The sequence below is a fragment of the Methylotenera sp. E1MeOHC1 genome (genome assembly GCF_058745595.1).
The window spans coordinates 2,094,237-2,119,773 of the sequence record NZ_CP196025.1 but is presented as its reverse complement, the minus strand read 5'-3'; the positions used below and the strand labels follow the sequence as shown (position 1 = coordinate 2,119,773).

Annotated in this window: 26 protein-coding genes; 22 read left to right on the top strand and 4 right to left on the bottom strand. The window is 47.5% G+C overall.

Annotated elements, in window-relative coordinates; genetic code table 11:
• The first annotated feature begins 7 nt into the window (after nt 1-7).
• The 6 genes from prfA to ACSSU7_RS09915 all read left to right on the top strand — a co-directional run bounded on the left by prfA (nt 8) and on the right by ACSSU7_RS09915 (nt 5,733).
• The gene (gene prfA / locus ACSSU7_RS09940; protein WP_492516328.1) at nt 8-1,090 is read left to right on the top strand and encodes a peptide chain release factor 1; all 1,083 of its coding nucleotides are present in this window, start codon (nt 8-10) and stop codon (nt 1,088-1,090) included.
• The gene (gene prmC / locus ACSSU7_RS09935; protein ID WP_492516327.1) at nt 1,091-1,969 is read left to right on the top strand and encodes a peptide chain release factor N(5)-glutamine methyltransferase; all 879 of its coding nucleotides are present in this window, start codon (nt 1,091-1,093) and stop codon (nt 1,967-1,969) included. It begins immediately after the preceding gene.
• Between the two features lie 158 nt (nt 1,970-2,127).
• A complete protein-coding gene (locus ACSSU7_RS09930; protein WP_492516326.1) occupies nt 2,128-2,601 on the top strand; it encodes a BLUF domain-containing protein in 474 nt (157 codons plus the stop codon).
• Between the two features lie 48 nt (nt 2,602-2,649).
• Nucleotides 2,650-3,792 carry a homoserine O-succinyltransferase MetX gene (gene metX, locus ACSSU7_RS09925; RefSeq protein WP_492516325.1) on the top strand — a complete coding sequence of 381 codons (1,143 nt, stop codon included), beginning with the start codon at nt 2,650-2,652 and terminating at the stop codon, nt 3,790-3,792.
• Complete coding sequence (gene metW, locus ACSSU7_RS09920; RefSeq protein WP_492516324.1) at nt 3,782-4,399, top strand: methionine biosynthesis protein MetW; 618 nt, start codon at nt 3,782-3,784, stop codon at nt 4,397-4,399. Before metX ends, metW begins: the two co-directional genes overlap by 11 nt.
• The gene (locus ACSSU7_RS09915; protein ID WP_492516323.1) at nt 4,399-5,733 is read left to right on the top strand and encodes an AmpG family muropeptide MFS transporter; all 1,335 of its coding nucleotides are present in this window, start codon (nt 4,399-4,401) and stop codon (nt 5,731-5,733) included. The genes metW and ACSSU7_RS09915 overlap by 1 nt, the downstream gene beginning before the upstream one ends.
• A gap of 143 nt (nt 5,734-5,876) precedes the next feature.
• Here the strand turns inward: ACSSU7_RS09915 and ACSSU7_RS09910 are convergent, their stop codons facing one another.
• Nucleotides 5,877-6,647, bottom strand: coding sequence for an exodeoxyribonuclease III (locus tag ACSSU7_RS09910; protein ID WP_492516322.1), 771 nt, complete (start codon nt 6,645-6,647; stop codon nt 5,877-5,879).
• Nucleotides 6,648-6,680: 33 nt separating this feature from the next.
• Between ACSSU7_RS09910 and pyrE the strand changes: the two genes are divergently transcribed.
• On the top strand, nt 6,681-7,334 hold the full coding sequence (gene pyrE / locus ACSSU7_RS09905) for an orotate phosphoribosyltransferase (protein ID WP_492516321.1): 654 nt from the start codon (nt 6,681-6,683) through the stop codon (nt 7,332-7,334).
• 59 nt (nt 7,335-7,393) lie between these two features.
• Nucleotides 7,394-8,077 carry a DUF4124 domain-containing protein gene (locus tag ACSSU7_RS09900; RefSeq protein ID WP_492516320.1) on the top strand — a complete coding sequence of 228 codons (684 nt, stop codon included), beginning with the start codon at nt 7,394-7,396 and terminating at the stop codon, nt 8,075-8,077.
• Between the two features lie 135 nt (nt 8,078-8,212).
• Here ACSSU7_RS09900 and gatB read toward each other — a convergent pair whose 3' ends face one another.
• From gatB to gatC, 3 genes are read right to left on the bottom strand one after another with little or no spacing between them, the layout of a single operon-like run.
• The gene (gatB, locus tag ACSSU7_RS09895) at nt 8,213-9,661 is read right to left on the bottom strand and encodes an Asp-tRNA(Asn)/Glu-tRNA(Gln) amidotransferase subunit GatB (RefSeq protein WP_492516319.1); all 1,449 of its coding nucleotides are present in this window, start codon (nt 9,659-9,661) and stop codon (nt 8,213-8,215) included.
• Nucleotides 9,661-11,160: an Asp-tRNA(Asn)/Glu-tRNA(Gln) amidotransferase subunit GatA gene (gene gatA, locus ACSSU7_RS09890; RefSeq protein WP_492516318.1), complete on the bottom strand. Its 1,500-nt coding sequence runs from the start codon at nt 11,158-11,160 to the stop codon at nt 9,661-9,663. The genes gatB and gatA overlap by 1 nt, the downstream gene beginning before the upstream one ends.
• Nucleotides 11,161-11,167: 7 nt before the next feature.
• Nucleotides 11,168-11,482, bottom strand: a complete 315-nt coding sequence (gatC, locus tag ACSSU7_RS09885) for an Asp-tRNA(Asn)/Glu-tRNA(Gln) amidotransferase subunit GatC (RefSeq protein ID WP_492516317.1) — start codon at nt 11,480-11,482, stop codon at nt 11,168-11,170.
• A gap of 299 nt (nt 11,483-11,781) precedes the next feature.
• Between gatC and ACSSU7_RS09880 the strand changes: the two genes are divergently transcribed.
• The 14 genes from ACSSU7_RS09880 to ACSSU7_RS09815 all read left to right on the top strand — a co-directional run bounded on the left by ACSSU7_RS09880 (nt 11,782) and on the right by ACSSU7_RS09815 (nt 25,509).
• Nucleotides 11,782-12,825 (top strand): rod shape-determining protein, encoded by a 1,044-nt coding sequence (locus ACSSU7_RS09880; protein ID WP_135276658.1) that lies wholly within the window; start codon nt 11,782-11,784, stop codon nt 12,823-12,825.
• Between the two features lie 170 nt (nt 12,826-12,995).
• Nucleotides 12,996-14,099: a rod shape-determining protein MreC gene (gene mreC, locus ACSSU7_RS09875; protein ID WP_492516316.1), complete on the top strand. Its 1,104-nt coding sequence runs from the start codon at nt 12,996-12,998 to the stop codon at nt 14,097-14,099.
• On the top strand, nt 14,086-14,565 hold the full coding sequence (gene mreD / locus ACSSU7_RS09870; protein ID WP_492516315.1) for a rod shape-determining protein MreD: 480 nt from the start codon (nt 14,086-14,088) through the stop codon (nt 14,563-14,565). The genes mreC and mreD overlap by 14 nt, the downstream gene beginning before the upstream one ends.
• 7 nt (nt 14,566-14,572) lie before the next feature.
• Nucleotides 14,573-16,507 (top strand): penicillin-binding protein 2, encoded by a 1,935-nt coding sequence (gene mrdA / locus ACSSU7_RS09865; RefSeq protein ID WP_492516314.1) that lies wholly within the window; start codon nt 14,573-14,575, stop codon nt 16,505-16,507.
• The gene (gene rodA, locus ACSSU7_RS09860) at nt 16,500-17,594 is read left to right on the top strand and encodes a rod shape-determining protein RodA (protein WP_492516313.1); all 1,095 of its coding nucleotides are present in this window, start codon (nt 16,500-16,502) and stop codon (nt 17,592-17,594) included. Before mrdA ends, rodA begins: the two co-directional genes overlap by 8 nt.
• 27 nt (nt 17,595-17,621) lie before the next feature.
• Entirely contained in the window at nt 17,622-18,596 is a 975-nt protein-coding gene (locus tag ACSSU7_RS09855) for a septal ring lytic transglycosylase RlpA family protein (protein ID WP_492516312.1), read from the top strand.
• An 18-nt stretch (nt 18,597-18,614) separates the two neighbouring features.
• Entirely contained in the window at nt 18,615-19,793 is a 1,179-nt protein-coding gene (locus ACSSU7_RS09850) for a D-alanyl-D-alanine carboxypeptidase family protein (RefSeq protein WP_492516311.1), read from the top strand.
• A gap of 9 nt (nt 19,794-19,802) precedes the next feature.
• Nucleotides 19,803-20,084: an HP0495 family protein gene (locus ACSSU7_RS09845; protein ID WP_492516310.1), complete on the top strand. Its 282-nt coding sequence runs from the start codon at nt 19,803-19,805 to the stop codon at nt 20,082-20,084.
• An 18-nt stretch (nt 20,085-20,102) separates the two neighbouring features.
• Nucleotides 20,103-20,753: a lipoyl(octanoyl) transferase LipB gene (gene lipB / locus ACSSU7_RS09840; protein WP_492516309.1), complete on the top strand. Its 651-nt coding sequence runs from the start codon at nt 20,103-20,105 to the stop codon at nt 20,751-20,753.
• Nucleotides 20,734-21,696, top strand: coding sequence for a lipoyl synthase (gene lipA / locus ACSSU7_RS09835; RefSeq protein ID WP_492516308.1), 963 nt, complete (start codon nt 20,734-20,736; stop codon nt 21,694-21,696). Before lipB ends, lipA begins: the two co-directional genes overlap by 20 nt.
• Before the next feature lie 66 nt (nt 21,697-21,762).
• On the top strand, nt 21,763-23,073 hold the full coding sequence (gene gshA / locus ACSSU7_RS09830) for a glutamate--cysteine ligase (protein ID WP_492516307.1): 1,311 nt from the start codon (nt 21,763-21,765) through the stop codon (nt 23,071-23,073).
• Nucleotides 23,074-23,084: 11 nt separating this feature from the next.
• Nucleotides 23,085-24,020, top strand: coding sequence for a glutathione synthase (gene gshB, locus ACSSU7_RS09825; protein ID WP_492516306.1), 936 nt, complete (start codon nt 23,085-23,087; stop codon nt 24,018-24,020).
• Nucleotides 24,021-25,124, top strand: a complete 1,104-nt coding sequence (locus tag ACSSU7_RS09820) for an FAD:protein FMN transferase (RefSeq protein WP_492516305.1) — start codon at nt 24,021-24,023, stop codon at nt 25,122-25,124.
• Entirely contained in the window at nt 25,099-25,509 is a 411-nt protein-coding gene (locus ACSSU7_RS09815) for a NusG domain II-containing protein (RefSeq protein ID WP_492516304.1), read from the top strand. The genes ACSSU7_RS09820 and ACSSU7_RS09815 overlap by 26 nt, the downstream gene beginning before the upstream one ends.
• Nucleotides 25,510-25,537 lie beyond the last annotated feature (28 nt).

Sequence of the window (25,537 nt, the reverse complement as noted above, 5' to 3'; positions counted from 1 at the left end):
ATAAACAATGAAACCAAGCATGATTACCAAGCTCGCCAACTTAAGCGAGCGCCTAGATGAAATTGACCGTTTAATGAGCAGTGAGGGCATCACTGACAACATGGACAACTATCGCAAATTAACGCGCGAACATGCAGAAATCACCCCTATCGTAGAACAGTACCGTGCATTTGAGCAGGCAGAGGCCGACATCAACGAAGCACAAACCATGTTGAACGACCCTGAGATGAAAGCATTTGCGCAGGAAGAAATTGAAACCGGCAAAGCAAAGTTAGAAGCGATTGAAACTGCGCTACAAACCTTGCTACTGCCTAAAGACCCGAACGATGACAAAAACATCTTTCTGGAGATTCGCGCTGGCACCGGCGGTGATGAGTCTGGCTTGTTTGCCGGCGATTTATATCGCATGTACTCTCGCTACGCAGAGCGCCAAGGCTGGAAAGTAGAAGTGATGTCAGCCAACGAGGGCGAGATGGGCGGCTACAAAGAAATCATCGCCAAAATTGAAGGCTATGGCGCATATTCAAAATTAAAATTTGAAAGTGGCGGTCACCGTGTGCAACGCGTGCCGGACACTGAAACACAGGGCCGCATTCATACCAGCGCTTGTACAGTGGCGATATTGCCGGAAGCGGATGAAGTTTCTGATGTGGTTATCAACCCGGCAGATGTGCGTATCGACACCTTCCGCGCTAGCGGTGCGGGCGGTCAGCACATTAACAAAACCGATTCTGCCGTGCGCTTAACCCACGCGCCTACCGGCATTGTGGTGGAGTGCCAGGAAGGCCGTAGCCAGCACGCTAACAAGGCACAAGCCTTTGCCGTACTTGCCGCGCGCATTAAAGCCAAGCAAGTGGATGAGCAGCAAAGCAAAATCGCCAGCGAGCGTAAAAGTTTGATTGGCAGCGGCGACCGCTCAGAACGCATTCGCACTTACAACTACCCGCAAGGCCGTATTACCGATCACCGCATCAATCTTACTTTGTACAAAATTGATGCCATCACCGAAGGCGACATGGACGAACTGATTGGTGCACTAGCGGCTGAGCATCAAGCAGACTTGCTCGCCAGCCTAGGTGACGATAGTTAATTGACGCAAACTGTTCGTAGCACATGGGTAGCAGCTCAACAGCGCCTGATTCAGCAATTAGTGCTAGTAGCTAGTGATGCAAAGTTTGAGGCGCAACTCCTGCTGCAAAATACACTCAACGTAAACCGTGCGTGGCTACTCGCGCACGAGCTCGATATGCTGCCCAGCAAGGCAATCGCAGACTTTGAAGCGCTGCTGACGCGCCGCCTGCTAGGCGAGCCGGTAGCGTATATCTTAGGCTACCGTGAGTTTTACGGGTTAAATCTCACGGTTACGCCGGACACACTGATTCCAAGGCCTGATACGGAGACTCTGGTAGAGGCCGCGTTAGAAAAAACGCCTGCAGATACGAGCTGTTCGATTCTGGATTTAGGCACTGGCACTGGCGCCGTAGCGCTGGCAATTGCCAAACATCGCCCACAGGCACAGGTAATGGCAATTGATGCATCAAAGGCCGCGCTGCGCATTGCTGAACACAACGCTAAGCAATTAGGCTTAGCGCACGTACGCTTCACTTTAAGCCACTGGTTTTCAGCGGTAGAGGGCGATCGATTTAACCTGGTTGTTAGCAATCCACCTTATATTGAACAACATGACCCGCACCTATCTCAGGGAGATTTGAGATTTGAGCCAATCTCTGCGCTCGCCTCCGGCGCGGACGGCCTAGATGATATCCGTGAAATTATCGCGCACAGCTTAATACACTTACTACCACAAGGCTGGCTGATGCTAGAACACGGCTACAACCAAGCAGAGTTAGTAGCAGACTTAATGACAGAAAACGGCTTGATCGAAATTAAAACCATCCAAGATCTAGGCGGCAACGACCGCGTCACCATAGGTAAAAACCCACTAATAGTAAGCACTCACTGGGACTAAAAGCCTTACAGATAAAAAACTGTAGAAAACCAATAACAGCACACTCAAGCAACCCACCGTCAACCAAACGCCCACTTAAGCACATCGGCGCTGAACAAATACGCTAAGTGAATGTCTGAAACGGTAAGCAACACACATCATCAAGGCGCACTAACTCTATGTCTGATCGGCTTATCTTGCTAGCCTATACCAGCGTTGCAACACACCCAATGACGCACGACGAGCTGCTGTCGTTGCTGGATTCAGCGCGAAGTTGCAACCAGCGCCACGGCATCACCGGCATGCTGCTGTATATGGATGACTGCTTTTTTCAAGTGCTGGAAGGTGAGGAGCACACTGTAGATGCCTTATACGAGAAAATCTGCCTAGACAAACGCAACCACCACGTGGTGAAACTGATTAGAGAGCCCATCACCCAGCGTAGCTTTACTGAATGGACCATGAGCTACGAACATGTGACACGTGAAGAAATGGCATCCTTCACCGGCTTGACCGATTATCTTGACCAAGACCACCCTGGGTTTAACGGCATGGTAGCAGGGCGTGCGCGCCAGCTGATTGAATCGTTTAAGAATGGGCTATGGCATCGCCATGACCTGACGCAACAAAAATTTATACACATCGGCACATAGCGCATTAGCAACATAAACTTTTGCAGTCCGGCATAGTATAATCAAACTATGTCTGAAAATAACTCTATCGGCATTGTTGCCCCACAAACCGCACACTTTAGCGAGCCGCTCACCCTTAAAAGCGGCGCAGTGCTCGCGCAATTTAATCTTATTTACGAAACCTACGGCACCTTAAATGCCGATAAGTCCAACGCGGTGCTGATTTGCCATGCGCTATCAGGTACGCACCATGTGGCAGGCAAGTATTCGGAACAAGACAAATACCCCGGCTGGTGGGATAACTTAGTAGGCCCCGGAAAACCGCTAGATACCAATAAGTTTTTTGTGATTGGCGTTAACAATTTAGGCGGCTGCCATGGCAGCTCTGGCCCTGTGAGCATCAACCCTGCAACTGGCAAACCATGGGGCTCAGCTTTCCCCATCGTTACCGTTGAAGACTGGGTAAACTCACAAGCGCGTTTGTTGAACCAACTTGGCATTACGCAGCTAGCAGCAGTCATAGGCGGCAGCCTTGGCGGCATGCAAGCACTGCAATGGACCATTGCGTACCCGGACCGCGTACGTCACGCCTTAGTGATTGCCTCTGCACCTAACCTTACCGCGCAAAACATCGCGTTTAACGAAGTCGCACGTCAGGCCATTATTACTGACCCTGAGTTTCATGGCGGTGACTACTACGAGCATGGCGTGGTACCACGCCGTGGCTTGCGCATTGCACGCATGTTAGGCCACATCACCTATTTAAGCGATGACGCGATGGGTGAAAAATTTGGCCGCAAACTGAAAGACGACATTAAATACGGTTTTAATGTTGAGTTTGAAATGGAGTCCTACTTACGTTATCAAGGCGATAAGTTTGCAGGCGAGTTTGATGCGAATACTTACTTACGCATGACAAGGGCGTTAGACTACTACGACCCAGCGCTGGCCAACGATGGCGACCTAAGCAAAGCGCTCAGCCAGACCCAAGCCAAGTTCTTGGTGTTGTCATTCACCAGCGACTGGCGCTTCTCACCTGCGCGCTCACGCGAAATTGTAAAAGCGCTGCTCGATAACGAAAGTACAGTCAGCTATGCAGAAGTCACTGCCGCCCACGGCCATGATGCATTCTTAATGCCGGATAAACATTACCACGCTATTTTGCGTACTTATTTAAGCAACATTGAAGTTGGTGGCAACCATGCAAAATAATGTAAATATTACAAAAAATGTCACTGAATACCGTCAAGATTTTGCGATTATCGCAAATTGGGTAAAGTTTGGTAGTAAAGTACTTGATTTAGGTTGCGGCGACGGTGAATTATTACAATTTTTACGTGGCGCATTAGAAATCAAAGGTTACGGCGTAGAAAAAGATGACACCAACCTCATCGCCTGCGTTAAAAATGGCACCAATGTGATCCAGATGGACTTGGAAGACGGCTTATCCGGCTTTGAAGACCAGTCATTTAACACCGTGATACTCTCGCAAACCCTGCAAGCCATGCACAATACAGAAGAAATTGTGCTGGAAATGCTGCGCGTAGGTAAAGAAATCATCGTGACATTCCCTAACTTTGGCTATTGGCGTAACCGCATGCAAATAACAGCAGGGCGCATGCCTGTCTCCAAAGCACTGCCGTACCAATGGTACGACACGCCTAACGTGCACTTATGTACGATTAACGACTTTGATTACTTCTGCCATCATCACAATATTGAGATCCTAGAGCGCCGCGTCATTACCGATGGCAAAGAAGTGAACTTCATGCCCAACTTGCTGGGTAGCCTTGCCATGTACCGCCTTAAGTCCAAGTAATGTCGGTGCAAACCATCGCGCAGCCAACCATTCGCCAATCGCTTATGAGCAAAAAAATGCTCATCTGCGTATTCACCGGTTTTAGCTCGGGGCTACCGCTATTTATTTTAATTAGCCTACTGCCCGCATGGCTGCGCTCTGAAGGTGTAGACCTCAAATCGATAGGCTTGTTTGCATTAATCAGCCTGCCCTTTACCTGGAAATTTTTATGGGCACCGCTGTTCGATCGCTTCACGCCGCCGCTAGGGCGCCGCCGTGGCTGGCTGGTAGTCTGGCAGGTATTATTGCTGCTATCGATTCCCGCATTTGGTGCCTTTAACCCCAAGTTTGATATATGGAGCATTGCTTACCTAGCCACCGTTGTCGCCTTTTTTAGCGCATGTCAGGACATCGTGCTAGATGCCTACCGCCGCGAGCTATTAATAGATGCAGAGCTAGGCTTAGGCAACGCCGTGCACGTAAATGCTTACAAAATTGCAGGCTTAGTACCAGGCTCATTGTCACTGATCCTTGCAGACCATCTGCCATGGAGCAGCGTATTCACCATTACCGCACTATTTATGCTGCCAGGACTAGCCATGACACTACTGGTGACTGAACCAGCGCTAAAGTATGGCGCACCCAAAACCTTGCGCGCCGCGATTGTGGAACCATTTAAAGAGTTTATTGAGCGCAACGGCTTAAAGTCAGCATTGTTTATCCTGGCATTTATCTTCCTGTATAAACTTGGCGACAGCATGACCACTGCACTTGCCACGCCGTTTTATCTAGACATGGGTTACAGCAAAACCGAAATTGGCTTAATCGCCAAAAATGCAGGGCTATGGCCCAGCGTACTAGGTGGCTTAATCGGCGGGTTATGGATGATCAGACTAGGCATCAATAAATCATTATGGATTTTTGGTGCAGTACAAATGCTGGCTATCTTAGGCTTTGCATGGCTGGCAGACGTAGCGAGCAATCCCACCGCATTCAATGCCATTTTTGAATTGGATGTATTTGGCGCTAGCTTCAGCCTGCAAGAGCGCTTGCTATGGTTAGGCATGGTGATCGGAGTAGAGGCGCTGGGGGTAGGGCTGGGCACCGCGGCATTTGTTGCCTATATCGCCAAAACCACACACCCGCTTTACACCGCCACCCAATTTGCACTGTTCACCAGCTTGGCTGCCGTGCCGCGCACATTTGCCAATGCCGCAACCGGCTATATGGTAGAGAGCATGGGCTGGCGCGACTTCTTCATGCTCTGCTTTATTATTGCCATCCCTGGCATGCTATTACTGCTGAAAATTGCGCCTTGGCATGAGACCGCGAAAGAGCTTCAAGCCAACACCTGAGTAAGCACGCATTAACTGGCTACGCCTGCGAATTACTTCATTGCGCGGTGCTCATAACCCCACTGTATAACGCATACTATCTCGGTTTCTCCGCTCCGTGCGCCTCGCACTTCATCCCGCTCGCTCAGTTAATCCGTGCGACCTTAAGCATAGTCTATGATTAAAGGCGCATGGTCACTAAAGCGCTCATCTTTATACACGCTGGTTGATAAAGCTTTGGCAGCTAAAGCTGGCGTCGCAATTTGGTAATCAATACGCCAACCTACATTATTCGCCCATGCCTGACCACGGTTACTCCACCATGTGTAACAAGCATCCGTGGTGTCTGGATGTAATGTGCGGTAAACGTCTACCCAGCCCATTTCATCAAACAACTGAGTCAGCCATGCGCGCTCTTCAGGCAGGAAGCCTGAGTTCTTACGGTTACCTTTCCAGTTTTTCAGGTCAGCCTCTTTGTGTGCAATATTCCAGTCGCCGCAAATTACTACGTCGCGTCCACTTTGCACTAGCGCCTGCAATTGCGGCATAAAGCGCTCCATCACGCTAAACTTAAAGGCTTGACGCTCTTCTCCACTCGAGCCTGAAGGCAAGTACAGCGACACCACACTCAGATTGCCAAATCTGGCCTCAAGATAACGCCCCTCACTATCAATATCGGCAATGCCCAAACCCTCAATCACGCTATCCGCTTTAGTTTTCGAATAAATGCCAACGCCGCTATAGCCTTTTTTTTCCGCATAATGGAAATAGCCATAATAGCCTTCTGGATTCAGCATTTGATCAGTCATATCGCCAGCTTGCGCCTTGACCTCCTGCATGCAGATGACATCCGCATCTTGTATTTTTAACCACGCATACAAACCTTTGTTGGTTGCAGAACGAATGCCATTTAAATTTAACGATATAATCTTCAAAACTTCATTCCAAAATAATTAACAGAAACTATCATGACCCAACCACTCGATCAATTCAGGCAAGATTTTATCGCATTTGCGATTCAAAAAGAGGTTTTAAAATTTGGTGAATTTAAAACCAAAGCCGGCCGATTAAGCCCATACTTCTTTAATGCTGGTTTATTTAACGATGGCGAAAGCCTGATGAAGCTTGGTGAGTTTTATGCACAAGCCATTAAAAACTCAGGTATTGAGTTCGACATGCTGTTTGGACCAGCTTACAAAGGTATTACATTAGCGGCAAGTATTGCCATTGCACTTGCCAAAGATGGTCACAATGTACCTTACGCCTACAACCGCAAAGAGGCCAAAGACCATGGCGAAGGCGGCGTGATTGTGGGTAGCCCACTCAAGGGTCGGGTTCTCATCATCGACGATGTGATTTCGGCAGGCACCTCAGTGCGTGAATCTGTTGAGCTTATCAATGCCAGCGGCGCCACTGCTTGCGGCGTAGCCATTGCCATTGACAGGCAAGAGAAAGGCCTAAGCGAGCTTTCAGCAGTGCAGGAAGTCATCAACAGCAACAAAATACCAGTGTGTGCAATTGCCAACTTAAACGATCTTTTAGCCTATTTAAATGACAAAACCGAGATGGCGCAGAATTTGCATGCGGTTGAGGCATATCGACAAAAATATGGCGTCATTTAGTATCGTGGTTAATTAAACCTGCGTTAAATGTGGCCACTGGAAAGGTTATTGAAGACAAAATGCAAAAATTGTTAAGACCGCTACCTAGCCAACCAGCGCATGTGGCCACACAATCTATCCGTCAATTTGTGATGTACAGCATGTTTACACTAGGCTTAGGCTTACTGTTATGTACAGCACAATATGCGAAAGCAGAAGGTGGCGGAAAGATTTTGAAGTGGAAAGATGAGAACGGCACCACGCACTACGGCGACAACATGCCTAGCCAGTACACCAACCGTGAAAACTCACTCATCAACCGCCAAGGCATTACGGTGAAGCACAACATGCCAACCAAAGACAATGCCGACGAACTGAATAAAATAGAGCAAGCGAAATCTGAACAATCCAAAAAAGATAAAGCGCTATTGGGCGCATTTACCAATGTAAATGAAATTGATTTAGCGTTAGAGCGTAATATTCAATTGGATAAAATTGCCCTAGATAACTTAAAACAAGACCAGGCAACTCATCAAAAAAGCCTTGATACCAAAAAATCTATGGCAGCCAGCTTTGAGCAAAAAAAGAAAGCCGTCCCCAAAGACCTCAAAGCTGACATTGCAGATGAACAAGCTCAAATCAGCCGTTTAGATAAAAATATCGCCGACAAAAATACAGCGATTAGCGACACTCGCAAGCGTTTTGAAGAGGATAAAAAACGCTATACCCAGCTCAAAAGTGAGTCAGGCAAGCAAGCGCAATAAATCGGCAATACGATAGATAGTAAACACCCACTCACACAGCTGCGCTCACGCATTAATCTATAAATAAAAAATCCTACGGCAGTTAACCGCAGGATTTTTTATTATTGGCACGACAAAGCAATCACCTAAGCAATATTAAGCGCCTAGTTTGCTTTTCAGTACTTCATTCACTTGTGCAGGGTTAGCCTTACCTTTTGAAGCTTTCATTGCTTGGCCCACCAAAGCATTAAATGCCTTTTCTTTGCCTGCTTTAAACTCTTCTACCATTGCGGCGTTGGCCGCCAACACTTCATCAATAATCGCTTCAATCGCCCCAGTGTCAGAAACTTGTTTCAGACCCTTGGCTTCAATAATAGCGTCAACATCACCCTCGCCATTCCACATCGCTTCAAACACCTGTTTAGCCGCGTTATTGGAAATAGTGTTATCTGTGATGCGCTTAATCAAAGCAGCCAAGCTCTCTGCAGTCACTGGTGATGCAGCCAAGGTTTTTTCTTCTGCATTCAGTTTGGCAGAAATCGCACCCATGACCCAGTTAGCAGCAGGTTTAGCTTCCGCACCGGCATTCACTACCGCAACAAAATAATCTGCAAGTGCGCGGTTTGCCGTTAAGCTAGCGGCATCATAGCTAGTTAAAGCAAATTGGCTTTCAAACCTGGCTTTCATCGCTTCTGGTAACTCTGGCATTTCAGCTTGTACGCGCGCTTTATCAGCTTCGGTAATTTCTAACGGCAATAAGTCAGGATCCGGGAAGTAACGATAGTCGTTCGCTTCTTCTTTGCTGCGCATCGCGCGCGTTTCACCCGTATCTGGGTTAAACAACACGGTCGCTTGCTGAATCGTGCCGCCATCTTCCAGCGTTTCAATCTGCCAGCGTGTTTCGTACTCAATCGCTTGCTGCATGAACTTGAATGAATTCAAGTTCTTAATTTCACGACGTGTGCCTAATTTCTCAGTGCCTTTTGGTCGAACCGATACGTTAACGTCACATCTGAAACTACCTTCTTGCATATTGCCATCGCAGATGCCAATCCACTGCACTAGTTCATGTAGCTTTTTCGCATATGCCACGGCCTCTGCCGCTGAGCGCATATCTGGCTCAGTCACAATCTCTAGCAACGGCGTACCCGCACGGTTAAGGTCAATTCCACTCATGCCTTCTACTGCACCATGCACAGACTTACCGGCATCTTCTTCCAAATGCGCACGCGTGATGTTAATCACTTTTTCATACGCGGCATTTTTACCAACCGCTGGCACTTGTATCGCCACCGCACCTTTACCCACAACCGGTAGCTCGTACTGGCTGATTTGGTAGCCTTTAGGTAAATCTGGGTAGAAATAGTTTTTACGCGCAAATACTGAGCGTGGTGCAATTTCAGCGTGCACGGCTAAGCCAAACTTAATCGCGCAATTCACTGCTTCTTTATTCAGCACCGGTAACACGCCAGGCAAGGCAATACTCACCTCGCAAGCCTGTGTGTTTGGCTCTGCACCATAAGTGGTTGAAGCACCTGAGAAAATTTTAGTATTTGTTCTTAGCTGGGTATGCGTTTCCAACCCAATCACGACTTCCCATTCCATTATGCGTTTCCTTCTGGCTTATCCAAGTTTGGTGCTTGAGCATGCCAATCTGTCACTTGTTGATACTGATGTGCAACGTTCAACATACGTGCCTCATCAAAATAATTACCAATAATCTGCAAGCCTACTGGCAACGCCTTACCATCGGCACTGGTACTAAAACCAGCGGGCACGCTCATGCCAGGCAAGCCAGCCAAGTTGGTTGAGATAGTGTAGATGTCTTGTAAATACATCGCTACCGGATCATCTACCTTCTCACCCGCTTTAAATGCTGTAGATGGCGCCGCTGGCCCCATAATCACATCACATTTTTTGAAAGCTTCTTCAAAGTCTTGCGCGATTAAACGGCGAATCTGCTGTGCTTTCAGGTAATACGCATCGTAGTAACCTGCGCTTAGCACATAGGTACCGATTAAAATACGACGCTTAACCTCTGCACCAAAACCCTCAGCACGGCTCTTACAGTACATATCCATCAAATCAGTATATTCTGACGCACGGTGACCATAACGCACACCGTCATAACGTGACAAGTTGCTAGATGCCTCAGCTGGCGCTAATACGTAGTAAACTGGGATAGACAAACCGGTATTTGGCAGTGAAATGTCTACAATCTCAGCGCCTAGTTTCTTGTACTCAGCAATCGCGTCTTCAATGACTTTTGCAACGCCCGCATCCAAGCCGTCTGCAAAAAACTCTTTTGGTAGGCCGATTTTTAAACCTTGCAGCGGCTTATTTGGATTTGAATTGTAAAGCTCGCGGGTGTAATCTTCTTTGTCACGATTCAAACTGGTTGAATCACGTTCGTCAAAGCCAGCCATCACATTCATCATCAACGCACAGTCTTCAGCAGACTTAGCCATTGGCCCGGCTTGATCCAAGCTAGAGGCAAAGGCAATCATGCCGTAACGTGAAACCACACCGTAAGTCGGTTTTAATCCAGTAAACCCACACAGTGAAGCTGGCTGGCGAATTGAGCCGCCAGTATCTGTACCCGTTGCCGCAGCACATAAGCGCGCAGCCACTGCCGCCGCACTACCGCCACTACTGCCGCCCGGTACGCGACTAAAATCCCAAGGGTTTTTCACGCCACCAAAGTAGCTGGTTTCGTTAGATGAACCCATGGCAAATTCATCCATATTGGTTTTACCCAAGTTCACCGCACCCGCCTGATCAAACTGTGTAATCACATGCGCATCGTATGGTGCGATAAAATTTTCCAACATTTTCGAACCACAAGTGGTTTTCCAGCCTTGGGCACAGAAAATATCTTTTTGCGCGATCGGGATACCAGTCAACGGTGTGACATTACCAGCCGCAATGCGCACATCTGCCGCCTTAGCCTGCGCTAGGGTTTTATCTTGGTCTAATGCGATGTAAGCATTGATGGTTGGGTTAAGCGTATCAATTCGGTTCAGAAAAGTTTGCGTCAGCTCTACGCTAGAAATTTCTTTTTTAGCCAACATTTGGGCTAATGTTTTTAAGCTACTGTTGATCATATTGCGATTACTCGATTACTTTAGGGACAAGATACAGACCGCTATCCACAGCAGGCTCTGTTGAGCCATTGCCAAGCGCTGGCGAAATTTTTTGGAATGCCTCACGCTGATTGGTTTTAGTGACCACGTCATCACGTAAGCGCTGCACCACATCTTGCGAATGTGACATTGGCACAATGCCGTCGGTATTTACCGCCTGCATTTGCTCAATCAGACCCAAAATACCGGTCAATTTTGACAGGGTTGCCGCAGCATCGCTATCACTCACTTCGACACGGGCAAGATGCGCTATTTTTTTAATATCTTCAGTACTCAGTGCCATACTTCTAACAATCCGAAATGATTAGTTGAAATTTGATAAGTTTGCAGCAAACCTACCTTTTTAATCTATTGTTTGTAAATTCAAGGAACACGCAAGCAACTCGACAGCCATTACTCTGGCTCGACTTGCGCAAAATTATCCCAAGTGCATCTTAATTTTTATAATGCATCTTAATTTTCAACAAGATATACGGTATTATAACCTGATTTTACGTGCACCTTAATCGCGTCATCTACGATTAACTAGGGATTAACCACGCAAGCAGTATTAAACAAGCACCACACCACAGGAAAAACACAATGTTCGGCACTATAAGCAGTTACTTTTCAAACGACCTTGCCATCGACTTAGGCACAGCAAACACCCTTATTTACTCTCGCGGCAAAGGCATCGTGCTAGATGAGCCATCCGTGGTAGCGATTCGCTTAGAGGGCGGCCCTAATGGCAAAAAAATCCTTCTCGCCGTTGGTGCTGAGGCAAAAGGCATGCTCGGTCGAGCGCCTGCCAATATTCAAGCCATTCGCCCAATGAAAGACGGCGTGATTGCAGACTTCACCATCACCGAGCAAATGCTCAAATACTTTATTCGCCGCGTACATGACTCACGCTGGTTTGCACCAAGCCCGCGCATTATTATCTGCGTGCCGGTTGGCTCTACCCAAGTTGAACGCCGTGCGATTAAAGAATCTGCAGAGCGCGCTGGTGCCAAACAAGTATTCTTAATTGAAGAGCCAATGGCTGCTGCCATCGGTGCAGACATGCCAGTATCAGAAGCCACCGGCTCTATGGTGGTGGATATCGGCGGCGGCACCACAGAAGTAGGCGTTATCTCACTTGGCGGCATCGTATATGCCAAATCAGAACGCGTAGGCGGTGATAAATTTGACCAAGCGATTATTGATTACATTCGCCGCAACTACGGTATGCAAATCTCAGAACCGACTGCTGAAGCGATTAAGAAAAAAATCGGCTCTGCATTCCCAGGCTCAACCGTGCTAGAAATGGAAGTAACTGGCCGCAACCTTGCAGAAGGCTTGCCACGCAAATTCACCATTTCAAGTAATGAGATTCTTGAAGCATTGACCGAACCACTCAATGCAATCGTAGGTGCCGTAAAATCAGCACTGGAGCAAACACCACCAGAACTAGGCGCAGACATTGCAGAAAAAGGCATGGTACTCACTGGCGGTGGCGCGTTATTACGCGATCTAGACCGTCTATTGATTGAGGAAACCGGTTTGCCAGTGATTGTGGCAGAAGACCCACTCACCTGCGTGGCACGCGGCTGTGGTCGCGCACTAGAGGAAATGGATAGACTAGGTAGCATATTTGCTTACGAGTAACCAATAGCCCCTAAAACACTCAACTTGGTGAAAGCAGCTAAGGCAATGACCGCCCGCTTACTTTCACTTAAGTTTAGTCTTTGATTTACTTGCAGCACAAAATAGGCCGTATGATTACGGCCTATGTCTTAATTAACAGCATTAAAGTTTGGAACTAGAACGTACCCACAATGGCCGGTTATCATCAAAATCTGGATCAACAGCAAGCCCCAGCTTTTTTTGCGCGCGGCCCTAGCCCACTGGCACGTCTAGCCTTTTTCTCCGCGCTTTCACTTGCGCTCATGGCAACAGATTCACGCCTGCAATATTTAGGCAGCGTACGTGAACACTTAATGGTGGTATTACAGCCTTTGCAACTAATTGCAAATGCACCCTCCATGCTCTATGACTCAACAAATGAGTATTTTTCTACGCATCACCGCTTACTCAATGAAAATCAGTTTCTGAGAAAGCAAGCGCTGATACAGGCAATTTCTCTGCAAAAGATGAAAGCACTAACACTGGAAAACACTAATCTGCGCGAGCTATTGGCAGCCAATCAATCACTGGAAGAATTTAGCCAGTTAGGCGAAATTCTGCACGTAGGGCGTGACCCCTTTACCAAGAAAATCATCGTTAATCGTGGCAGTAACCAGCAAGTGGTTGATGGTGCAGCAGTGGTCGATGCCAAAGGGGTAATTGGCCAAGTGACTCGGACCTACCCAGCCAGTAGTGAAGTGACGCTGATTACGGACAAATCACTCACTATTCCTATCCAGATTGAGCGGAATGGCTTGCGTGCCATTGCCTTTGGGCATGGCCGTGATAACACCTTGGACTTACCGTTTCTACCCGCAAACGTAGATATCAAACCCGGCGACAAACTGATTACCTCTGGCATTGACGGCGTTTACCCTAAGGGGCTGGCTGTCGCAACCGTGACAGATATTCAAACCAGCGCAGACTCTCCATTTGCAAGAATCGTATGTGTGCCTACTGGTGGCATTGAAAATCATAAGCAGGTGCTGATTGTCAGTATCTCGCAGCCTGACAACCCTGCCAACGGTAGCGAAGCTAGCTATCAAACAGGCAATGCTGACACCACAGCCAAAACAACTGCACCTACCAAGCCCGATGCGGCTCAGGTATCGGCAAGTAAAGTACCAGTCAACAAAACACCCGCGGCGCCAGTGCCAGCCACTGCAGATATAAATCAAAATAAAAAACCAGCCAACCCGACACCGGCTGTAGTCACAGAACCTAGCACCGCCAACAAACCCCATGCACAAGACTAAGTTACAAACCATCTACTTTTCGCTGTTAGTTGCATTTATATGCGTACTATTGCCTTGGTCTGGCACTGCACTTAAGTTACGCCCAGATTTTGTGCTCTTGGTCATCATTTTTTGGATTCTGCGCGCCCCCAATAAATGCAACATCGGCACCGCGTGGTTTATTGGCTTATGGGTAGATCTGGCAACTGGCGGTGTCTTTGGCCAATATGCACTGGCTTACACCGTTACCACGTTTGTAGCCGTTATCTACCAGCGCCGCCTCGTGTTATTTAGCAACACGCAACAGTTAGTTTATGTATTGTTACTACTGATCATTTCACAACTCACCTTACTCACCGTTAAAATATTTTCCGGTAACGATGTATTGGGCTGGACGTACTTTCTGCCCAGCGTTACTGGCGTCATCTTGTGGCAGGCAGCCGTTGCGCTTGGCTTAAACACCAGCAGACCTTCCCGTAGCAAGTGATGTAAGTATGGTTGCTGAACTCAAAAACTACATTCATGAGCAGTATTATTTCAGGTTACGCCTAGGTGTAGCCGGCTTAATTGTACTCAGCTTATTTACGCTACTCGCGTTCCGCTTTTACTATCTGCAGATTCTGCATTACGACCACTATCAAACACTGGCAGAAAATAACCGCATTTCACTAGTGCCTACTATCCCTAATCGGGGTTTGATTTTAGATAAAAATGGCGTTGTGCTTGCACATAACTTTTTTGTCTACACCTTAGAAATCACGCCGTCTAAAGTAAAAAATCTCGACAACACGATTGCCGAACTAGGGCAGTTGATTGAAGTAAGCACACAGGATAAAAAGCGCTTTAAAAAATTTAGAGAGCAAAGTCATAGCTTTGAGAGTGCGCCAATCCGCACCCATCTCAATGAAATTGAAGCCGCCAAATTTGCGGTGAATCACTTCCGCTTTCCTGGCGTTGAAATTAAATCACGCCTGTTCAGACATTACCCCTTGGGTAAGCTGGGCTCACACATGGTGGGCTATATTGGGCGCATTAACGATAAAGACATTGAAAACCTGAAAAACGATGGGGTCTACTCCAACTACAAAGGCTCAGATCATATCGGCAAAAGTGGGCTAGAGCAGTTTTATGAACAACAACTGCATGGCGTGACCGGATTTCAGCAAGTTGAGATTGACGCTGACGGCCACGCCGTGCGGGTGCTATCTAGCAACGCACCTATCCCTGGTGACAATCTGATTTTATCAGCAGACAGCAAGCTACAGGAAATTGCAGAAACTGCATTCGGCGAGAGGCGCGGTGCACTGGTTGCCATCAATCCTAAAACAGGCGAGGTGTTGACTTATGTCAGCCAGCCTACGTTCAACCCCAATCTATTTGTGGATGGTATTGATAGCGAGAACTGGAAATTACTCAACGAGTCTTTAGATAAACCTTTAATTAACCGACCTCTGCGCGGCATTTATCCACCGGGCTCTACCTTCAAGCCATTTGTGGCATTGGCTGGTCTCGAGGCCGGGAAGCGTAACCCGCCATTTGCCATTCAGGATGGCGGCTTTTTCACGCTAGCTGGCAGCAGCCACCGCTACCGAGATTGGAAGCCAAGCGGGCATGGCATGGTGGATATGCAAAAAGCGATTACCGTATCTTGTGATACGTTCTTCTATGGCCTAGCCATGGAGCTGGGTATTGAGAGGCTCACATCGTTTGTCAGCCACTTTGGATTTGGCAGAAAGTCCGACTTAGATATCAAGGGCGAAATTGGCGGACTACTGCCTACACCTGAGTGGAAAAAACGTCGCTACAAACAGCCCTGGTACCCTGGTGAAACCGTGATTGTCGGCATTGGCCAAGGCTACACTTTGGTCACACCGCTGCAACTGGCACAGGCGACTGCAATTCTGGCTAACAACGGTGTAGCCATGAAGCCGCATTTAGTCACTAAGATCCAGAATGGCTTAACCGGCAAGCAAATGGATATCCCCACCATAGTGCAAGACCGTATTGAGCTGAACCCTGAAAATATGGCGATTGTGAAACGCGGCATGGTAGACGTCACGTTGCCAGGCGGCACTGCGGCAAGCGTGGGCGCAAATGCACCTTATTCCATCGCGGCAAAAACGGGTACCGCACAAGTGATTGGCATTAAGCAAAACGAAAAATACAACGAGCATGGCATGAACGAGCGCCACCTTGATCATGCCTTGTTTATTGCATTTGCGCCCGCCGAAGACCCCACCATTGCCGTAGCCGTCATTGTAGAAAATGGCCGCCATGGCGGCTCCACCGCAGGGCCAATCGCAAGAAAAGTCATGGATTATTATTTACTAGGAAAAATGCCAGCCATTGAGCCATCGGCAGTAGCTGCCCCTGTGCCAGCAAGTGCTACTGGCACCGCAACCATTCCAGAAGAAGAGCCTCATGATTAGTAAATTATTTCACTTTCTATTCAAGCACTTCGATTCATTCCTGATGGCTTGTCTATTTTTCGCACTGTTATTAAGTCTTTTCGTCTTATACAGCGCATCAGGCCAAGACATTTCGCGTATTTATGCGCAAGGTTTCAACGTGTTAGCCGCTCTTGGCGCCATGTGGCTAGCGGCCAATATTTCACCACTGAATCTAGAGCGTGCTGCACGGCCGCTATATATCCTAGGCATGTTGTTGCTAATTGCCGTTGCGCTATTTGGCACCATTAGCCACGGTGCGCGTAGATGGTTAAATTTAGGCTTTATGCAAATACAGCCATCGGAGCTGATGCGTATTGCGGTACCGATGATGCTCGCCTGGTATTTTGCCAGCAGGGAGGGTAAATCCAGTGCCAGTAATTTTGTGATTGGTAGCCTGCTGCTAGCCTTTCCTGTAGCACTGATTATGAAGCAGCCGGACTTAGGCACGTCTTTATTAATCGCGTCCTCCGGTTTCTATGTGTTATTTCTTGCTGGCTTAAGCTGGCGCTTTTTATTAGTGGCATCAGCCTCGTTGCTAGCTTTAATGCCTGTGTTTTGGTCGTTATTACATGATTACCAAAGAAAGCGGATTGAGATATTGTTTGACCCCACCCAAGATCCATTAGGTGCGGGCTACCATACCATTCAGGCCATTATTGCGATTGGCTCTGGCGGCAGCGCAGGCAAGGGCTGGCTTAATGGCACACAAACACAGTTAGACTTTTTACCCGAACGCACCACCGATTTTATCTTTGCAGTATTCAGCGAGGAGTTTGGCTTTTTAGGCAATATGCTATTGCTTACTTTATTTAGCTTAATTATCGCGCGCGGCTTGGTGATTGCCTCGCAGGCGCAAAACACTTTTTCCAGGTTATTAGCAGGCAGTATCACGCTTAACTTTTTCTCGTATGCGTTCGTCAACATGGGCATGGTAAGCGGCATTTTACCGGTAGTTGGTGTACCATTACCCCTCATTAGCTACGGCGGCACCTCATTGGTGACCCTGTATCTGGGGTTTGGTATTTTGATGAGTATACACACCCATAAAAAACTCGTTGCAACCTAGCTGTTTGCATGACAGAGGAGAAATTTAATGGCTATTTTCCAAAAGAGCTTCATCATTTTATGCATGGCGTTATTAACTGCCTGTGCCGGTACATCTAACACCAAACCAGAATCAAGCAACGCAAAGAACACTGCGGCCAAACAGTCCAATGGCTCGAGCAAGGGTGGCGGCTATTACCTTGATGATGGTCCCGGTGACAACACCTCTATTGATTTTGACAGCATCCCGGATGCGCAGCTTAAAACCGAAAAGCCACTGGTCAGCAGCAACAAGCCTTATCAAGCTTTAGGTCAAAAATACGTGCCAATGACCAGCTATGCACCTTATAGCAAACAAGGTGTCGCCTCATGGTACGGCAAACGCTATCACGGCAGAAAAACCTCCAGCGGTGAAGTTTACGATATGTATGGCATGTCTGCCGCTCACACAACTTTACCGATTCCTAGCTTTGTTAAAGTCGTCAACCCAGCCAATGGCAAGGCTGTGATTGTGCGAGTCAATGACCGCGGTCCATTCAAACATGACCGATTAATTGACCTATCCTACGCGGCAGCCTATAAATTAGGTCTAGTTGCTAACGGTAGCGGCAAGGTTGAGGTCACCGCAATTGACACCAGCCCAGAAGCTTTAAGGAATACTGCAAACATTACCGTTGCAAAGGCGGAACTAACCAATATAAACACCACTCCAACCCCGGAGCAAAATAGCCCAAGTATTACAGCTAGTCCGTTGGTTTCAGAATCAGCCGTCAGCAACAACGAAATACGCACTTCTAGTTACTACGTGCAAGCTGGTGCCTTCAAACATGAGGCAAACGGTGAACTGTTACAAAAGAAAATTCTTGACCTTGACCTTGCAGGCGATGCCGCTGTGACTAACGTGTATAATAATGGTTTACACCGCGTTAGATTAGGCCCTTTTGCTAACAAAAAAGAGGCTGACATCCATGCAAACAAAGTACGTAATCAACTCAACATTTCCGCAATTGTTACCAATCAGTAAAGCTACACATTGAATCTCATGCATACCATCAAAAAACACGTTCTCACCCGCATTATTAGCGTATCTACACTAGCAATTACCCTAGTTGCCGCATCGTTTACCAGCTTGGCTCATGCCGGTGCAGCCCAAATTGCACCGCCGCCAAGCTTAGCGGTTAAAGCATATTTGCTTAAAGACTTTAACAACGGCTACGTTATCGCACAAAACAATGCCAGCATGCGCGTGGAGCCAGCTTCTCTCACCAAAATCATGACCGCGTATTTGGCATTTAAAGCAGTTAAAAATGGCCACCTGCAACTCAGCCAAACGCTACCAGTTAGTGAGCATGCTTGGAAAACAGAAGGTTCAAAAATGTTTATTGAGCCAAACAAACCAGCGACGGTTGATGAGCTATTACACGGCATGATTATTGTGTCAGGTAATGATGCGTCGATTACCCTCGCAGAAGGCATTGCAAGCTCTGAGCCATTATTTGCACAAATGATGAACAAAGAGGCAGAGCGCCTAGGCATGAAGAACACCCACTACATGAACGCTACCGGCCTGCCAGACCCTCAGCACTATACTACCGCAGAAGACCTAGCAACCCTGGCAATCGCGCTGATTCGTGACTTTCCAGAAGAATACAAACGCTTATACTCTGTGAAGGAGTATGCGTACAACAATATCAAGCAGCCTAACCGCAACCGCCTATTATGGCTAGACCCTAATGTGGACGGCATGAAAACCGGCCATACTGAATCTGCAGGTTATTGCTTAATTTCAACCGCAAAACGCGACAATACGCGTTATATCTCAGTCATACTAGGTGCGCCGACCGACACAGCGCGCGCAACAGAAAGCCAAAAATTACTAAACTACGGTTTTCAGTTCTTTGACTCAACCTTGGTATACAAACAAAATAAACCTGTGAGCAAGCTTAAAGTTTGGAAAGGTGAAGTGAATGAGATTAACTCCACCACTGCCAATGACCTGTACCTCACATTGCCTAAAGGTGAGTATGCCAACGTAAAAGCCATTGCTTCAAGCACTCAGCCACTGATCGCCCCTATCAAAAAAGGTCAGGTGATTGGGCAAGTTAAATTTGTATTAAATGGCAGAACCATTAGCGAGCGCCCATTAGTAGCGGACAGATCAGTCGCGACTGCAGGCTTGTTCGGCCGTGCCTGGGACTCTATTAAACTACTGATGCAGTAAGTGATCACGATGACCGATATTGACCCGCAAACCACACCGCCACTTATCGAGTTCCCATGCAGCTTTCCCATCAAAGTGATGGGCGAAACGCAAGACATATTCGCGACGACGATAATTGGCCTGATTCAAACCATCGTGCCTAGCTTTAGTGCTGAGCATGTGGAAATGCGCGCTAGCACTAACGGCAAATACATTAGCCTGACCTGCTCGGTTGATGTGGTTTCACAAGCCCAGCTTGATGATGTTTATCGCTTATTAACTGCGCACCCTTTAGTGAAATACACGCTTTAAGATGCACATCATCTTGCGATGTTAAGCAATATTATCGTTAGAAATTTAGGCATCACCTCATTTGAAGCGACATGTGAGGCGATGCAGCAGTTCACTGCAGCACGCACGGCTGAGTCAGCTGATGAAATATGGCTCACCGAGCACTCGCCAGTTTACTCTCTAGGACTTAACCGTAAGCAGGTCGCACCACCATCGCGGCATGACATTGCCGTTGTAAATACGGATCGCGGCGGCAAAATTACCTATCACGGGCCAGGACAAGTCATCCTTTACGTATTGTTAGACTTATCAAGGCGCCATCTCAATATACGCAGTTTGGTCAGCCTGCTAGAACATACAGTGATAGAATTACTGGCGCAATACAAGGTACATGCAGTAGCAAAAGCTGATGCGCCCGGCGTTTATGTCAGCTTGGCAAACGCACACGAGGCAAAAATAGCATCACTAGGCTTACGGGTTAAGAACAACTACTGCTATCACGGCCTCAGCCTGAATATAGATATGGATTTAAGCCCATTTAGTGCCATTGACCCTTGCGGCTATAAAGGGCTAGCAGTGACACAAACTAAAGATCTCGGCATTAATGCCAATATACAAACCATTGGTGAGCAGCTTGTAACAATGCTTGCCAGCAAACTAGAGCATTTGTATGACGAACGTAACCCCTAACAAAACACCTAAAGTTGCTGGTGTAAAAGAAATTGACGCAGCAAAAACGTCGCGCATACCGATTAAAATCATTCCGCAGCCTGTCCAGCGCAAGCCTGACTGGATACGCATGAAAGTACCTGATGGCGAGCGCTATCAGGAGATTAAGCGTGTGCTACGCGAGAATAATCTACATACGGTATGTGAAGAAGCAAGCTGCCCCAATATTGGTGAATGCTTTAGTAGCGGCACCGCCACCTTCATGATTTTGGGCGACATTTGCACACGCCGTTGCCCATTTTGCGATGTAGCACACGGCAAACCGTTGCCGCCAGACCCTAATGAACCTGAAAATCTGGCAAAAACCATTGCACAGATGCGCTTAAACTACGTAGTGATTACCAGTGTAGATCGTGACGACCTGCTAGATGGTGGCGCTCAGCATTTTGTTGACTGTATTCATGCAGTACGTGCCCACTCACCCAATATCAGAATTGAAATCTTGGTGCCAGATTTCCGTGGCCGCTTAAATGTTGCACTGGAGATTCTGCGTAAAGCGCCGCCTGATGTAATGAACCATAATCTGGAAACCATTCCTAGGCTATATAAACAGGCAAGACCAGGCTCTGACTACCAAAACTCATTAAACTTATTAAAGGTATTTGGTGAGATGTACCCGCACGTACCGACTAAATCAGGCTTGATGTTAGGCTTGGGCGAAACAGATGAAGAAATTTTAGCAGTGATGCAAGATTTACGCGCACACAATGTGAGCATGCTCACATTGGGGCAATATCTACAGCCTAGCGTGCACCACTTACCGGTGATGCGCTATGTAGAACCACACATTTTTGAAACTTTAAAACAAAAAGCTGACATGATGGGCTTTAATAATACAGCCAGTGGCCCCATGGTAAGAAGTAGCTATCATGCTGACGCTCAGGCACATCAAGTCATCACTTAACGACAGGGCTCAAGTATCAGCGATAACCTCTAAAATAACCGCGTTAAAGTTTAAAAAAAGGAAAATATGGTTCCGCATTTAACAACAGCACTTAATGGCCCACTGTTATCTCTAGAAAAAAGCATGCTAAATGCCATGCCAAAAATTGAGCATTGGTTTCGTACACAATGGTTAGATCATGCAGCACCATTTTACGCGTCGGTTGATTTGCGCAACGCTGGTTTTAAATTAGCACCGGTTGATACCAATTTGTTTCCCGGTGGCTTTAATAACCTTAATCCTGATTTTTTACATTTAAGCGTGCAGGCAGCGATGGTCGCAGTTGAAAAAATCTGTCCGGAAGCCAGCCGTTTACTTATCATTCCTGAGAATCACACCCGCAACACTTATTATCTACGCAATGTTGTGGAGCTCGCCAATATACTAAAACAAGCGGGGATGGATGTAAGAATCGGCTCTATCTCCCCAGAAATTACCGAACCCACAGTGCTAGAAACGCATGACGGCCAGCCGTTATTGTTAGAGCCAGTGGTGCGTGAAGGCAATCGCCTCAAACTGGCGGCGGCTAAACTCGGCGACACCAATCTTAGTGAATTTGATAGCTGTGCCATTCTGCTAAACAATGACCTATCTGGCGGCATTCCTGACATCCTGCAGAATTTAGAACAAAATCTAATCCCGCCGCTATATGCGGGTTGGAGCACACGCAGAAAATCACAACATTTTGCTGCCTACAATCGGGTAGCACGTGAGTTTTCTGACCTGTTAGGCATCGATGAGTGGTTATTGAACCCATATTTTGAAACCTGCGGTGAAATTGACTTTAATGCTAGAACCGGTGAAGACTGCCTCGCAGCCAAAGTAGAATCATTACTTGAAAAAATTAAAATCAAATACGCAGAATACGGCGTGACACAAGAGCCATTTGTGATTGTAAAAGCCAATGCCGGCACCTATGGCATGGGCATTATGACCGTAAAATCGCCAGAAGATGTGCGTGGCCTCAATCGTAAAGCACGCAACAAAATGTCCGTGATTAAAGAGGGCTTAGAAGTCACTGAGGTGATTATCCAAGAGGGTGTTTACACGTTCGAAAGTATCAATGATGCGGTTGCAGAACCAGTCGTCTATATGATGGATCACTTTGTGATTGGCGGCTTCTACCGTGTACACACAGGCAGAGGTGTGGATGAAAACTTAAATGCGCCCGGCTCACATTTTGTACCGTTAGCGTTTGAGAAGCCCTGTACCTTACCCGACTGTGCGGGCTCACCCGATGCCACCCCTAACCGTTTTTATGCGTATGGCGTTGTTGCGCGCTTAGCATTACTAGCTGCCGCCATCGAACTACAAGAACAAGACCCTCTTAACCAATAAAACCGGCACCTATGAAACTAGTCTTTATTCTGGACCCGCTCGCAAGCTTAAAAAGCTATAAAGATACTAGCCTTGCTATTATGCGCGAGGCCAGTCAGCGCGGACATGAGCTATTCGTGAGTTTGCAGCACGATCTTTTCCTGCGCGGCGCGCAGGCCAGAATTAACGTGCAGCAGTTTAACTTTACCGACCAAAGTTATGTGACCTCAGAAAAAGCGGAGTTCGCGCCCAGTGAGTTTAACGCCATCATCATGCGTAAAGATCCGCCATTTGATAACGAGTATCTTTACAGTACCTACCTACTTGAAATAGCAGCCCAACAAGGGGCACATGTATTTAACAACCCTAGTACGATTCGTGGTTGGAATGAAAAACTCTCAGTCACGCGCTTTCCGCAGTTTGCGCCAGAGTTCTTAGTCACTGCCAACCAAGTATTAATCCGTGAGTTTCTCAACACGCATGCCGATATTGTGGTTAAACCTCTAGATGGCATGGGTGGCAGCAGTATTTTCCGCCTGACATTACAAGACCCCAATATCAGCGTGATCCTGGAAACCATTACCCAGTTTGGCACGCAAACGGTGATGGCACAGCGCTACTTGCCAGCGATTGTGCAAGGTGATAAACGCATCATTGTGATTGATGGTGAGCCATTACCTTATGCACTGGCACGGATTCCAATGGCGGGAGAGACACGCGGCAACTTAGCTGCAGGCGGCACTGGCGTTGCACAGCCGCTCACGGAGCGTGACCGTGAAATTGCATCCACTGTTGGTAAAGTGTTAAAACAAGCAGGCTTGTTCTTGGTTGGCCTAGACGTGATTGGTGAGCATCTCACCGAAATCAATGTCACCAGCCCTACTGGCATGGTGGAAATTTCCAAACAAACCGACTGCAACCCTGCCAGCATCTTTATGGATGCGTTAGAGCAGCGACAGCATCCATAAATGCGTAAAGGATTAAGGCCCTTATTGATTGTAGCGGCATGCTGCACAGCAATATGGGGGCTCATTGCTTACAACCAACCTCAGCTCTACCACAGCCAAAGCTACGTATTCGGTACGCTGGTTGATATCAGCATTTATGGCGAGCCTGAAGAACGCGCCAAAACGCTGACCAATCATATTCTGCAAGACTTTCAGCACTTGCATCAGCAGTTACACGCGTGGAAGCCGTCAACAGATAAGCAAGCCCATGAACTGGGCGCCCTTAACGCTGCCTTCGCCACGGGCCCGAAGCCCATCAACATCAGTCCTCGCATGGCTGAAATCTTGCTCGACGCAACCAAGCTATCACAGCAGTCTAATGGCTTATTCAACCCGGGCATCGGCCATTTGATTGGCGCCTGGGGCTTTCAGCGTGATGAATTTAGTGCTGTGAATATAGATAAAGCGCATATCAACAACCTAGTTAAGACTAATCCGCGCATGCCAGATATCGTCATTGACAACAATACGGCTTACAGTAAAAATCCAAATGTAAAACTTGATTTGGGTGGTTATGCCAAAGGTTATGCGTTAGATCAGGCGGCAGATTATTTACGCCAGCAACAGGTGAACAATGCACTCATCAACATCGGTGGCAATATCATTGCACTTGGTCAACATGGCAATACACCCTGGCGCGTAGGCATACAGCACCCGCGTAAACCCACGGCCATTGCCACACTGGAGTTAGCCGACGGCTGGGCAATTGGCACCTCTGGCGATTATCAACGTTACTTCATGCTGAACGGCAAGCGTTACTGTCATATTATCGACCCGCGCACAGGCTACCCAGTACAGCATACACAGGCCGTTACCGTATTAATTCCACCGCAAGCAGCGCATAGCTCACAAGCCGGCGTGTTATCTGACGTTGCATCCAAGCCGATTTTTATTGAACCAATGGCACGAAAATCTACCATCGCAGCCACTCTGGGCGTTCAACATTACATGGTGATTGATCAAGCCTCACAAGCATTTGTCACCCCAGAAATGCAAACCAAGCTCACTTGGCTAGATGTAGACTTTAAGAAGCACTTGCATGTTCAAGCTACCACACTACATTAAAACCAGAATTAAAACCAAAACCCGCGTCATGCGGATTGGTGATTGGTGCGTCGTCAGCGCTGGCATTGTTCTGGTGGTGGTATTGTTTCAACAATTATGGTCGCACGAGGAAGCAACCCGTGTACAAATTCGGCTTGGTGACACCATATACGGCACATATAGCCTCAACCAGCAGCGAGACATTCAGGTGCAGGGTGCCATTGGCGCTGCCACCGTGAGCATCATGAATGGCAAAGCGAGATTTTCCCAATCACCATGCCATAATCAATACTGCGTACACCAAGGCTGGTTATCACGCTCCGGTCAGGCCGCATTGTGCTTACCCAATCAACTCAGTTTAGAACTGATTGGTGAAACAAAGCATTATGACTCGCTCAACTATTAAGCACTAGTATTACGCGGTAAATCTCATA